This window comes from Altererythrobacter sp. Root672, from assembly GCF_001427865.1.
GTDB lineage: Bacteria > Pseudomonadota > Alphaproteobacteria > Sphingomonadales > Sphingomonadaceae > Croceibacterium_A.
This window is the reverse complement of the sequence record NZ_LMHH01000001.1, coordinates 1,593,092-1,604,161: the sequence shown is the minus strand read 5'-3', so window position 1 is coordinate 1,604,161 and position 11,070 is coordinate 1,593,092. Positions and strand designations below refer to the sequence as shown.

Here is an 11,070-nt window from a genome sequence, read left to right as displayed (position 1 = left end):
CCTCCCCGTCCGGTCCTACCGGAGGGGAGGTTCTTTTTTAGGCGGTGAGCTTGGCCGCGGTAAGCGCCACTCGGCGGCCGAGGTAGCGGGCACCGTTCAGATCGATCTCGCTAGGCAAGCGAGAGCCATCGTTGTTAGCGATCGTCGTCGCCCCATAAGGCGAGCCGCCGCGGACCACGTCCACGCCGTTCTGCTCGGTAAACCCGTAGTCGAGCCCGACTATCGTACAGCCCATGTGCAGCAAGTTGGTCAGGATCGAGAACAGCGTCGTCTCCTGCCCACCGTGCTGGGCGGCGGTGGAGCTGAAGGCCGCACCGACTTTGCCGATCAGCGCGCCGCGGTACCACAGGCCGCCGGCCTGGTCCCAGAACGACGCCATCTGGCTCGGCATGCGCCCAAAGCGCGTTGGCGCGCCGACCACGATGCCGTCGTATTTCTCGAGCTCGTCGACGCCAGCGATGAGGTCGTGGCTCTCATCCACGCGGAAGCCAGCTGCTGCAGCCACCTCCGCCGGGGCGGTTTCGGCGACGCGGAGCACGTCGCAATCATGCCCGGCGCCGCGAACGCCTTCGGCTACCGCGTCGGCCATCTGGGCGATGTGTCCATAGGAAGAGTAGTAGAGCACGAGGATGCGGGCCATCGGAGGTTCCTTTGCAACTGAGCCGAACGGGATAGCGTCTGCATCGGCAATCGCAACGCGGCACATTCGATCCCCGCTATGGTGGAAGAACTTGGCTAACCGACGAGAATTGCGTGCATAGTCTTGGCTGTAGACTGACTATTTTCGATGGGTCGCACGAGGGAATTCGGGGTACGCAGATGGGTCCAGTCATCGAACGTGCGGATTCCTAGGGTAAATCCTGATGGCAATCTCTGCCGAGCACCCGATTATCAGGGGGCGAAATAGGAATCAGGCCTGCCGCGAGCGACTGATTTGGTCCATCAAGGCAAGCGCTCGGTAACAGGGCCAGAGAGGAGTGGAAGGGGCGTTGACCACTTCGATCCGCAGAATACTGATCGCCGATGACCACGACATCATCCGTCGTGGCGTCCGTATGCTGCTTGAAACGCGGGGCAACCTCAGGATCGTGGCCGAGGCCGCGACCGGACGAGAGGCCTTGGCCGCCGCGCGGGAGACCAAACCCGATATCGCGATACTCGATTACACGCTGCCGGAATTGAACGGGCGGGACCTGACCTTGGAACTGCGCAAGGAGTTCCCGAAGATCGAGATCCTCATCTACACGATGCACGACAGGGAGGACATGATCCTCGACGTGCTGCTGGCCGGGGCGCGGGGCTTTGTGCTCAAGTCGGACACCGAGAAGCACCTGTTTGCCGCGATCGATGCACTCTCGATCCATCGTCCGTATTTCTCGGCGGCGATCTCGGAGACCTTGCTCGAGCAGTATCTGCGCAGCAAGCCCCAGGGCTCGTTCAGCACGCTCAGCCATCGGGAGCGTGAGGTCGTCCAGTTGATCGCCGAAGGGAAGATCAACAAGCAGGTCGCGGAACTGCTCAATATCAGCATCAAGACCGTCGAAACGCATCGTTCGGTCGCCATGCAAAAGCTGAAGCTGCGGACGACGGCAGAGCTCGTCCGCTACGCGGTGCGCAACAACCTGGTGGAACCGTAAGGGGAGCCGCTTTGGCGGCGACCGTTCCCGCACCGCATTAACAGCAGCGCCAAAGTCGTGACGGTCACCAGATGACTGGATTGGCAGGTGAATCCCTGTGCCGTTTGCGGGAAAACCCCAATGGTAGTCTCACTCGCCGAATTCGATGGTCGCCCCCACAATGCAGTGGAGGCGACTATGCGATCCCTACTGGTTTTGGGTGGCGTACTGGCGCTGGCGGTAACGCCAGCGGCCCAAGCGCAAGGGCAGTCTGCCGCACCGGCAGCATCGACCGCAGCGTCGGAGGATCCCGTGGATCCGCAGGCCGTCGAAGCTCTGAAGCGGATGAGTACGTTCTTAACCTCAATGGGCACCTTCAAACTCACCTCTACCGCGGCGATCGATGTCGTCACCGCCGATAACCAGAAGGTCCAGATGGACTCGGTAACGGTCTATCAGGTGAAGAAGCCGGGCATCGCGATCAGCTACAATTCCGACATGAAGCAGCGGCAGTACCTCTACGATGGGAAGCAATTCACCATCTTCGCCCCAGCGATGGGCTATTACGCCACTATCCCGGCTCCAGCGACCAATCGCGAGTTCCTGAAGGAGCTTCACGAGAGGACTGGCATCGAGTTGCCGCTGGAGGATCTGTTCCGCTGGGCGGACGAGGATCAATCGGACATTGTCGCGCTGACCTCGGCTTTCAACGTCGGCACCGCCACGATCGACGGGGCCCGCACCGACCACTGGGCGTTCCGATCAAACGATTTCGACTGGGAGCTTTGGATCGAGCAGGGCGATCGCCCGCTTCCGCGCAAGATCGTGATCACCGACCGGACCGATCCCACTCTGCCGTCGTTCACCGCGCGCCTGAACTGGGAAGTGAATCCCACGTTGAATGACGCAGACTTCACTTATGTGCCGGGACCTGGCGCGATTGCCATCCAGATCGCCAGCGCAGCGGGAGCAGGCCAATGAAAAGGCTATCCAGATTAGCGGCGATCGCGGCCGCGTTCGTCTTCATCTCCGCCTCTGCCATTGACGCCGATGCGCGAGGACGTGGCGGCGGTGGCGCCCGTGGCGGCGGCTCGATGAGCATGAGCCGCGGCGGTGGTGGCGGCATGAGCCGCGGCGGCGGCGGAGGCATGAGCCGAGGCGGTGGCGGCATGAGCAGCCGAAGCGGCGGCGCAAGCCGCGCCGGTGGCGCCAGCCGTGGCGGTAGCGGCAGATCAGCGGGTCAGTCGATCGGCACGCGGCCAGGCGCAGGGAACCGCGCCTCGGCAGGCGGCGGCCTTGGCTCCGGTGGAGCCGGTCAGCGCCAGAATGCCGGCGGCCTCGGCGGGGGCGACCGCGCTGGCAACCGCCAAGCGGCAGCGGGTGACCGTCAAGGTAACCGCCAAGCCGCCCAAGGAGATCGTCAGGCCAATCGCGGTGATCGCCAGGGCGATCGCCAGGCCTCGCAGAGTGATCGGCAGGACGGCCGTACCGACCGGCAGGAAAACCGCCAGGAAGGCCGCACGGATCGGACGGAAACGCGGCAGGAAAACCGCACCGACCGGCAGGGCAACCGCCAGGAGACGCTCCGCGACGGCGATTGGGATGACGATTGGGGCGATGGCTGGGGCGACTGGGTCGATCACCCGATCGCGGCCGGCATGGTCATCGGTGCGACAGCCGCGTGGACGTCCGCGGCGATGCATTCCTACTGGTACAGCGTGCCCACCGGCTGCCCGCCCTGGTATTGGGGCGGCGCTACCTACTATTCGTGCGGTGGCTCGTGGTATCAGCCGATCTACGAGGGCGACACCGTGGTCTACGTCACGGTCGAAGACCCATCCAACGGTCAGCAAGCACCTGGGCCAGCGCAACCGCAACCGTAGCTCTGGTAGCTCGGGCAAAGGAAAGGTCGGTTGGGACCTAGTCCCGCCGGCCTCTTCTCGTTTCGGAGGGTCAACCGAGCTGGGCGTCAGGGACGCTTGCGATCAGAACCGTTCCGCGTTCGCGGCATAGCACTGAAACCCGCCCGCCGATTTCGCGCAGCCGTTCGGTCATACCTGTCACGCCTACGCCGAGCACTGTCTTGTCACGGAACGAGGGTATGAAGCCGATCCCATCGTCCTCGATCACCAGGTGCAGGCAATTGCGCGATCTGGCGAGGCGCACGCTCACCGTGGTCGCCTCCGCATGGCGGAAGATGTTGGTCAGCGCTTCCTGGGCGAAACGATAGAGGCTGATCTCGGCAAAAGGGGCCGACAACGGGGCGTCGAGCCATTGGCGATTGATCGTCAGCCCGGTGCGCTTGGCAAATCCGGAAATCATCGCTTCCAAGGCCGCCTCTAGGCCCATGTCGCCCATCGCAGGAGGATGGTACAGGTATGAAATGCTGCGGATTTCCTTGTAGGCGAGCTCAAGGATCTGGTCGCAATCGCCCAGGAGTTCCGCCGAGTGGATGTTGTCGTCGCCGCCGGCGAGCTTAAGCCGGGCTAAGTTCAGCTGTAGCCCGACGAGCAGCTGCAGCGTGGAATCGTGCAGTTCGCGCCCGATGCGCTTCCGTTCGCGCTCCTGCGCGTGAAGCACCGCGGAACCGAGCTGCTGGCGCCGGCGCTTTAGCTGGACCATCTCCGACGCATCGTTGCCGGCGATGTAGATGAAGTTCTTCGCGCCACGGACGAGCTTGTACAACTTCAGCGCAAAGTGCCGGGCCGGTCGGCCCTTCAAGCCAAAGTTCAGCCGGACCGTTTCGTATTTGCCGCCGATGATGTCGAGCAGGGCTTGTCGCAGCCCCTCCGCCCCTTCGCCGGCGATGCCCTTCGACAGCAGGCTCTCGGCACGGAAGAACTCATGCTGAACGGCTAGCTCACGCCAGGCGGCGTTTCGGTAGAGCAGAGTGCCATCGTAGGCGACGATGCCGGCAAACTCGTCGATGCCATCCAGCAAGTCATCCAGCGGCAGCGCGATATGGTTCTCGGTAATATAATGGAGTTCGGACGCTGCCTGGCCCGCTAGTTGAGCTGGAATACCTAGTTCCTTGCCCATCTTTTCCCCTGACGACCGGGCATAGATGCCCCGGGTGTCTGGGAGTTAAACCTATATTAAATATGGCTGCTATCAGGATTTACCCTGACCAAAAATTGACCAATTTTGCTGGCGAATTACGCGATAGGATGTCGCTTCAGGCCGCGGCGGAAGGAGAGTTAAGGACGAGATGCCTCCGGCACTTCGCCCATAACTCATCGCGATTTCTAAAAGCCGGCTTCCAAGAACACCGCCGGGCCTCTGAATTTGTAAGCGAACCGGCCGACGTAATTGCTCTTCTCCACATCGAGTCGGTAATCGACATAGCGATACATGACGCCGACGCCGAAATTCCGGGTGAAGCGGTAGGCGAGGCTCGCCTGGGTATTGATCAGGCGGCCGTCGTACTTGTCGATCGACAGCGAAAGGTAGTCGATGCGTGCACCCAAGGTGAGCTTAGGGGCCACGTTGAAGGTCGTGTAGACGCCGACCGTCGGCAGCGGCGCAAGCACGTCTTGCTGCCGTCGTTGGGCCGTGACCGTGGTGCCACCTGGAGTGGTGCCCTGACCCTCGATGCCGAACGAAATGTCGGTAACGTGGGCACCGATTGCCGCACCAAGCTCGAAATTATCCTTGCGAACAAAGGCCCAACCGATGGTGAAGCGATAGATGTTCGTCTTGAAACTGCCCGTCACGCTGGCGCTCACCGGGTAAGTCACATCGTTGATGGTGATGTCTCGTGCCAGGGTCGCGGTGCTATCCCGGTTCAAGGCATAGTAGTCGACGCCTGCCTGAAAGCCGCCCCCGAGGCGCGCGCCAGCGGAGAATGAGGGCAGGATCTCGTCATCGTCGAAATTGAGATCGTCCTCGAGGTCGATCTGCGTCCCACCGTTTGGATTGGAAGCGGGGGAGATGCGAACCTTGGTGTCGATCTTGGTGTAGTAAGCCGCAACCTGGGCCCAATACTTGTCGTCCAGCGCTTGTGCGTTTGCGGCAGAATTGACGATTAGGAAGCCCGCCAACATTCCCGCCGAGATTCCGATCCTCGATGCCCGCATGATCTGGTTTCCCCTGTTCGATATGGGAAGATTCTGACCGCCCGTGGCATTGTTTGCTATCGGGGTTTGTCCCCATGACCGGCTGCTTCGCACCCTCAAATCTGCGATTGCAGCGCGGTGAATCTAGAAGTGCATGAAGATCGATCCGAAGGCGAACGTTCCGATTATGATTACCGCGTAGCTGACAAGCAGCGGCTGCACTCTGATCTTCTCGGGCCCGACGAGCGGCGCATAAGGTCCGCTGCTGAGCGTCTTGACCGTGTAATGGTATTGGATCGTGAACAGGATCAGCGAAATCACGCCCGCCGCAATGAGCACCAGGCCGACGTTACGGGGCATCGCCGGGTTCATGACCTCAAATCCGTCCGGTACCTGTCCCCGCAGGCGTTGAAAGAACTGCGCGACGGTAAACCCGAAGCCGATCAACGATACCGACGTGCGCACGGCCGCCATCAGCGTCCGTTGCAGCCCCAGTTGGGTTCGCAACCAGGCGAAGTGATTGCTGACGCTCGGTTGGACATCGAAGGGGAATGGGGTCTCGGTCATCGTCGCCTGTTCCTGATCACCCGAGGAAACTGATGTCGAAGACGATGCTCGCGACCGCCAACACACCCACCAGCAACAGGGCGATGGCGGTCAGGAGCGTAGTCGAGATCGGATAAGTGCTTTGGCCATGGATGAGATGATCTTCGACCAACTCGCGGCGCCGTGCCCGGAGTTCGTGCGAAAATTGCAGGTGGCGCAGGATACCGCCCACCAGCAACAGGATGCCAAGGACAATCAGCGTGAGGCCGAAATTACGGGCCGACTGCGCGTTATGTATCGCGCCCGCCTCTATCGCCCTCTTGAACACTTCGTTGAGGGTGAAGCCGAACCCGATCAGCGAGAGAGACGTCCGGATGAACGCCATGAGCGTACGGTCCGCGGCCATTCGCGTCCGATGGATTGCCATGCCCGTCCGGCGCATCGCCATTTCGGTGCGTTCGTCCGAAAGGTCGGTCCGGTATTCGGACAGATCGGTACGATGCTCTGAGAGGTCGGTGCGGTGATGGGAAAGACCCGTCCGATAGTGCGAGAGTTTGACGGACGCCTGGTCGGCGTTGGTGTCATCGGTCGTGGGTATCGCGGGCAAGGGCTCATTCTTAATTCGCTCGGGCCGCGCCGGTGCTTCTGCTGCCATTTGCTCGGACTCCCGCCAGTCTCATCGGGGCCTAGTCGTGCCGTCCAAACGGCCTCGCTCACCGACATGTCCGCGGATTTTAGCCGGCTGAGGCCGCTTGCTAACCGGGGTAAACCCTAAGTTCTGAACCCGAACTTCCCTGCCGAGGTAGGCGTTGAGGAGAAGGCCAGTTGCGCCGCTTCTCTCATGGTCGGAAATATCCATCGCCTCGGGTAAATCCCGATACAGCAACGATCTTCCCCGCCTTAGCCCTTGAACGGCGAGATGTTCGGGCGGTGCGGTTACCTCAGCAGCCTGCCGGTCCGACCTGAGAATGGGATACGGTATGTCTCCTATCAATCTACTGGTTCAGGCAAGCCTGCTGCTGCTCGTCTTCACCGTGGGGCTGCAGGGTCGGTTCTATGATTTCTTGCTGGTGGTTCGGCAGCCGCGGCTATTTCTGTCGGGCGTGCTGGCGGTCAATGTGATCGTGCCGGTCGTGGCGATCGCTATGGTTTTCCTGTTTCCAATCGCACCGGTGACACGGGCCGGGATCATCGCCATGGCCATCGCGCCGATGGCGCCCTTCCTCCCCGGCAAGATGCTCAAGGCGGGAGCCGGGCACGAGTTCGCGATCGGCCTCTATGCGACGCTGATCGTCACCGCGATCCTGATCGTTCCCGCCTCGGTCTGGGCCGTCGGCGAATTCACCGACCGGGAGGTCCAGCTTCCTGTCCTTAGACTTGCGGAGTTCGTCTTCACCAAGGTGTTGCTGCCGTTGCTGGCTGGCATGGCCTTCGCAACATTTTGGCCGGCCATTGCGCCTCGTTTGGCCAAGATCGGAACGATTGCCGCGTTCGTTGTCCTCGTGCCAGTAGTGCTCTTCCTCCTGGTGAAGTCGGGCGACGAGATTGCTTCCCTGCTCGGCGATGGGACCTTCGCGGCGATCGCGATCACCATATTGGCGGGCATGGTCGCCGGTCATGCGCTTGGCGGCCCTGAACCGGCCAATCGTTTGGCGATGTCGCAAGCTGCTGTGACCCGGCATCCCGGGATCGCCGCGATGATCGTCCAGTCGAACGGGCTCGACAAGGCGGCCTTGCTGGCCGTCATCCTGTTCCTGCTCGTGAGCATCGTCCTGTCGACGCTCTACGCCAAATGGATCGTACCGAGAGACGCAGCCGCCGCTGCTCGCGCGCCCGGCGATACACAGACTTAGCGGAGGAAGCGCGTGGACTGGGTCGAACCAACTGCTGAAATCGTCGCCTCGGGCCTCGAGTTCATCATGCTCGTAGTCATTGTCATCGGCACCTTGCGGGCGCTCAAGTCCGTGGTCGCCCACGTCATCAAGCGCGAAGCGCTCGCGGCCGACGTCCGGCGGATCTGGCTGCACTATGCAGGGTGGATCGTCCTGGCGCTGGAGTTCGCTCTGGCGGCGGATCTGATCGGCACCATGATCCAGCCGACCTGGGACGACATCGGCCAACTCGCCGCCATCGGCGCAATCCGGACGGCGCTCGCGTGGTTCCTGAGCAGAGACATCGAAGAATTCAGCCACGAGCCGGAAGCGAAGGAAGAGCGAGCCTAAGCATGACGTCGACCAGCCAATTCATCCTACCGTTCGCCGCCCTTGCCTTGCTGTTCGCGGTCCCTGGCGCTGCTCAGGACGAGCCGGCACCGGCTGACGATGCGCAGCAACTGGCGAAGGACCTCGCCAATCCCATCTCCAGCATGATCAGCCTGCCGTTCCAGTTCAACGTCGACGGCGGGCTGGGGGTGAGCGACGGCGTCAGGAGTACGATGAACATTCAGCCGGTCGTCCCCGTCGGACTGGGCGAGGACTGGAATGTGATCATCCGCACGATCGTGCCGATCATCCACCAGCAGGACGTGGTCGAGCCAGCCTCAAGCCAGTTCGGCCTCGGCGACACGCTGCAGAGCTTCTTCTTTTCGCCCAAGTCTGGCGGGATCATCTGGGGCGTAGGTCCAGCGGTCCTTTATCCCACCGGCACCAACAGCGCGCTGGGGGGCGAGAAGTGGGGGGCAGGGCCCACCGCAATCGTGCTGAAACAAGCCGGCCATAACACGATCGGCGTGCTCGCAAACCACATCTGGTCGATCGCTGGGGACGACACCCGTGCGGATGTCAGTTCGACTTTCATCCAGCCTTTCATCAGCCACACGACCGCGACGGCGATGACGATCAGCCTCGCGTCAGAAGCGACTTACGACTGGAAAGCGGACCAGTGGACGGTTCCCGTAATCCTGTCGGCCGCCCAGCTCACGCACATCGGCAAGCAGCCGATCAGTGTCGGCGCGGGCCTTCGCTATTACGTCGAGAAGCCTGAGGGCGGACCCGAGTTTGGCGTGCGGCTCATCACCACTTTCCTTTTCAAATAGGACTTGCCCAGCATGACGGCTCATCAACCCAGGAAAACGTCTGCCACCGAGGCCGAGACCGAGGACATGGTCTGGCTCGACGGCGGCGTATTCAAGATGGGATCGGACAACCACTATCCTGAGGAAGCACCGGTCCACCTGGCGAAAGTAGACGGCTTCTGGATCGACAGGCTGCCTGTCACCAATCGTCAATTCGCGGCGTTCGTCGAAGAGACCGGCCATGTGACGACCGCTGAGATCGCGCCCGATCCCAAGGATTACCCCGGCGCCTTGCCGGAGATGTGCAAGGCCGGCTCGCTGGTCTTCGTGCAACCGCCGGGGCCGGTGGACCTTTCGAACTGGTACAACTGGTGGTCGTTCATGTTCGACGCCGACTGGCGCCACCCTCAGGGGCTGGGCAGCAGCATCGACGCCATCATGGACCACCCGGTGGTTCACGTGAGCCACTCGGACGCGCTGGCTTACGCCAAGTGGGCGGGGAAGGACCTGCCGACCGAGGCCGAGTGGGAATACGCTGCCTGGGGTGGCACCGAGGATGCGGAATTCGCGTGGGGCGACGAACTCGAACCGAACGGCGAGCATCGCGCCAATGTCTGGCAGGGCTCCTTCCCATGGGAGAACGCCGAGCGGGATGGCTTCGCGCGAACCTCGCCGGTTGGCAGCTTCCCGCCGAACGGCTTCGGCCTGTCCGACATGATCGGCAACACCTGGGAATGGACCGACGACTGGTACATCGCCCGTCACTCTTCGCCGACGAGCAAGCCTTGCTGCATCCCCAGCAACCCCCGCGGCGGGGAAGAGGAGGCCAGCCACGATCCCGGCGACACTGCCCGCATCGCGCGGAAGGTCGTGAAGGGAGGATCGCACCTCTGCGCGCCCAACTACTGCCGCCGCTATCGGCCTCCTGCACGGCATCCCCATCCGATCGACACCTCGACCAGCCACATCGGCTTCCGCTGCGTCAGGCGGGGCGGGAAGGAAGCCTCAGGACTGGGCTGAGAGGGCAGCGCTTTCCGCTTCGCATTGGGCGCTGGCCTGAGCGACAGGGGAGAGACCGGCGATCTCCTGACGTACCGCCGCCAGGTCCGCCTGGAAGCCGGGGTCCGCGTGGAGGCGCGCGACGGTGCCGGAGGCGATCACTCGGCCCGCATCGACATCGCTTTGCCAGTGCGCGTCGCAGATCACCCGGCTCTGCCCGAAATCGCGGCCTCGTTGGAGGATCGCATCTGCCCTGTCGGGGACCAACTCGGCGAGCACCAGGGCCCATCCCCATCCGGCGGCGCTGTGGCCCGAGGGATAGGAGCCGTCGTGCCGCAGCAGCTCTTCATCGGGCGGATAGCAGGTGCCTTCGTTATGCGTAACGAAGGGTCGGGTCCGGTTGTAGTGCGTCTTGGCTTTGTAGGTCGACAGGCCGACATCGATCAGCATCCGACCGAGCAGTGCGTAGAGCTTGGGGGTAGTTTCGGGGCTGATCGGGATACCGGCGGCGCAGGAGAACAAGCTGCCTGCGTGAGGAAACTTGAGGTCGGCGTCCGAAGCCGCGAGGGCCCAGCGGGGCGTGTTACGGACCGGGATCGTAGCTTGGCGCGCTTGTTCGTCCCGCTCCATCGCGGCAGAGTCGGCAGCCGGAGGCGGGGGAAGCAGCGCCAGGCTGTCCGGCAGGGCTTCGCGGGGCAGGTAGCCGGGAGGAAGCTGGGCGATCGCCGCGCTCGCGTCCTGAGGGCCTTGCGCAACCACTTCGGTAGCCGACCAAGCGCCGAGGGCAACGCAGGCGGCGCAGGCCGCGGCTACGGCCAGACGTAGAGTTCGCTCGTTCACG

The 11,070-nt window shown here is 62.7% G+C and carries 13 protein-coding genes; 7 read left to right on the top strand and 6 right to left on the bottom strand.

What is annotated here, in order from left to right; genetic code table 11:
* Positions 1-37: 37 nt before the first annotated feature.
* Positions 38-640: an NAD(P)H:quinone oxidoreductase gene (gene wrbA / locus ASD76_RS07770; protein ID WP_055923066.1), complete on the bottom strand. Its 603-nt coding sequence runs from the start codon at positions 638-640 to the stop codon at positions 38-40.
* 349 nt (positions 641-989) lie between these two features.
* On the opposite strand from wrbA, the gene ASD76_RS07765 reads away from it, so the two are divergent.
* The 3 genes from ASD76_RS07765 to ASD76_RS07755 all read left to right on the top strand — a co-directional run bounded on the left by ASD76_RS07765 (position 990) and on the right by ASD76_RS07755 (position 3,499).
* Entirely contained in the window at positions 990-1,637 is a 648-nt protein-coding gene (locus ASD76_RS07765) for a response regulator (RefSeq protein ID WP_055923064.1), read from the top strand.
* Between the two features lie 177 nt (positions 1,638-1,814).
* Positions 1,815-2,597 (top strand): DUF2092 domain-containing protein, encoded by a 783-nt coding sequence (locus ASD76_RS07760; protein WP_162249647.1) that lies wholly within the window; start codon positions 1,815-1,817, stop codon positions 2,595-2,597.
* Positions 2,594-3,499, top strand: coding sequence for a hypothetical protein (locus tag ASD76_RS07755; protein ID WP_055920761.1), 906 nt, complete (start codon positions 2,594-2,596; stop codon positions 3,497-3,499). The genes ASD76_RS07760 and ASD76_RS07755 overlap by 4 nt, the downstream gene beginning before the upstream one ends.
* Before the next feature lie 70 nt (positions 3,500-3,569).
* Here the strand turns inward: ASD76_RS07755 and ASD76_RS07750 are convergent, their stop codons facing one another.
* The 4 genes from ASD76_RS07750 to ASD76_RS07735 all read right to left on the bottom strand — a co-directional run bounded on the left by ASD76_RS07750 (position 3,570) and on the right by ASD76_RS07735 (position 6,872).
* Complete coding sequence (locus ASD76_RS07750) at positions 3,570-4,655, bottom strand: sensor histidine kinase (protein WP_055920758.1); 1,086 nt, start codon at positions 4,653-4,655, stop codon at positions 3,570-3,572.
* A gap of 206 nt (positions 4,656-4,861) precedes the next feature.
* Positions 4,862-5,692 (bottom strand): hypothetical protein, encoded by an 831-nt coding sequence (locus ASD76_RS07745; RefSeq protein ID WP_055920755.1) that lies wholly within the window; start codon positions 5,690-5,692, stop codon positions 4,862-4,864.
* A 123-nt stretch (positions 5,693-5,815) separates the two neighbouring features.
* A complete protein-coding gene (locus ASD76_RS07740; protein ID WP_055920752.1) occupies positions 5,816-6,238 on the bottom strand; it encodes a YidH family protein in 423 nt (140 codons plus the stop codon).
* 16 nt (positions 6,239-6,254) lie between these two features.
* On the bottom strand, positions 6,255-6,872 hold the full coding sequence (locus ASD76_RS07735) for a YidH family protein (protein ID WP_055920749.1): 618 nt from the start codon (positions 6,870-6,872) through the stop codon (positions 6,255-6,257).
* Between the two features lie 325 nt (positions 6,873-7,197).
* Between ASD76_RS07735 and ASD76_RS07730 the strand changes: the two genes are divergently transcribed.
* Genes ASD76_RS07730 through ASD76_RS07715 form a run of 4 tightly spaced genes read left to right on the top strand, consistent with a single transcriptional unit; the run spans position 7,198 to position 10,250 of the window.
* Positions 7,198-8,070 (top strand): bile acid:sodium symporter family protein, encoded by an 873-nt coding sequence (locus ASD76_RS07730; RefSeq protein WP_055920746.1) that lies wholly within the window; start codon positions 7,198-7,200, stop codon positions 8,068-8,070.
* Between the two features lie 12 nt (positions 8,071-8,082).
* Positions 8,083-8,439: a DUF1622 domain-containing protein gene (locus ASD76_RS07725; RefSeq protein WP_055920743.1), complete on the top strand. Its 357-nt coding sequence runs from the start codon at positions 8,083-8,085 to the stop codon at positions 8,437-8,439.
* Between the two features lie 2 nt (positions 8,440-8,441).
* Positions 8,442-9,251: a hypothetical protein gene (locus tag ASD76_RS07720; protein WP_055920740.1), complete on the top strand. Its 810-nt coding sequence runs from the start codon at positions 8,442-8,444 to the stop codon at positions 9,249-9,251.
* 12 nt (positions 9,252-9,263) lie between these two features.
* Positions 9,264-10,250, top strand: coding sequence for a formylglycine-generating enzyme family protein (locus ASD76_RS07715; protein ID WP_055920737.1), 987 nt, complete (start codon positions 9,264-9,266; stop codon positions 10,248-10,250).
* Here the strand turns inward: ASD76_RS07715 and ASD76_RS07710 are convergent.
* Positions 10,236-11,069 (bottom strand): acid phosphatase, encoded by an 834-nt coding sequence (locus ASD76_RS07710; protein WP_055920734.1) that lies wholly within the window; start codon positions 11,067-11,069, stop codon positions 10,236-10,238. The two genes, ASD76_RS07715 and ASD76_RS07710, sit on opposite strands and share 15 nt — an antisense overlap.
* Between the last annotated feature and the right edge of the window lies 1 nt (position 11,070).

Excerpts from the sequence above, each read along its gene's own strand:
- wrbA (WP_055923066.1), bottom strand. The coding sequence starts at position 640 with ATGGCCCGCATCCTCGTGCTCTACTACTCTTCCTATGGACACATCGCC.
- ASD76_RS07760 (WP_162249647.1), top strand. The coding sequence starts at position 1,815 with ATGCGATCCCTACTGGTTTTGGGTGGCGTACTGGCGCTGGCGGTAACG.
- ASD76_RS07755 (WP_055920761.1), top strand. The coding sequence starts at position 2,594 with ATGAAAAGGCTATCCAGATTAGCGGCGATCGCGGCCGCGTTCGTCTTC.
- ASD76_RS07750 (WP_055920758.1), bottom strand. The coding sequence starts at position 4,655 with ATGGGCAAGGAACTAGGTATTCCAGCTCAACTAGCGGGCCAGGCAGCG.
- ASD76_RS07745 (WP_055920755.1), bottom strand. The coding sequence starts at position 5,692 with ATGCGGGCATCGAGGATCGGAATCTCGGCGGGAATGTTGGCGGGCTTC.
- ASD76_RS07740 (WP_055920752.1), bottom strand. The coding sequence starts at position 6,238 with ATGACCGAGACCCCATTCCCCTTCGATGTCCAACCGAGCGTCAGCAAT.
- ASD76_RS07735 (WP_055920749.1), bottom strand. The coding sequence starts at position 6,872 with ATGGCAGCAGAAGCACCGGCGCGGCCCGAGCGAATTAAGAATGAGCCC.
- ASD76_RS07730 (WP_055920746.1), top strand. The coding sequence starts at position 7,198 with ATGTCTCCTATCAATCTACTGGTTCAGGCAAGCCTGCTGCTGCTCGTC.
- ASD76_RS07720 (WP_055920740.1), top strand. The coding sequence starts at position 8,442 with ATGACGTCGACCAGCCAATTCATCCTACCGTTCGCCGCCCTTGCCTTG.
- ASD76_RS07715 (WP_055920737.1), top strand. The coding sequence starts at position 9,264 with ATGACGGCTCATCAACCCAGGAAAACGTCTGCCACCGAGGCCGAGACC.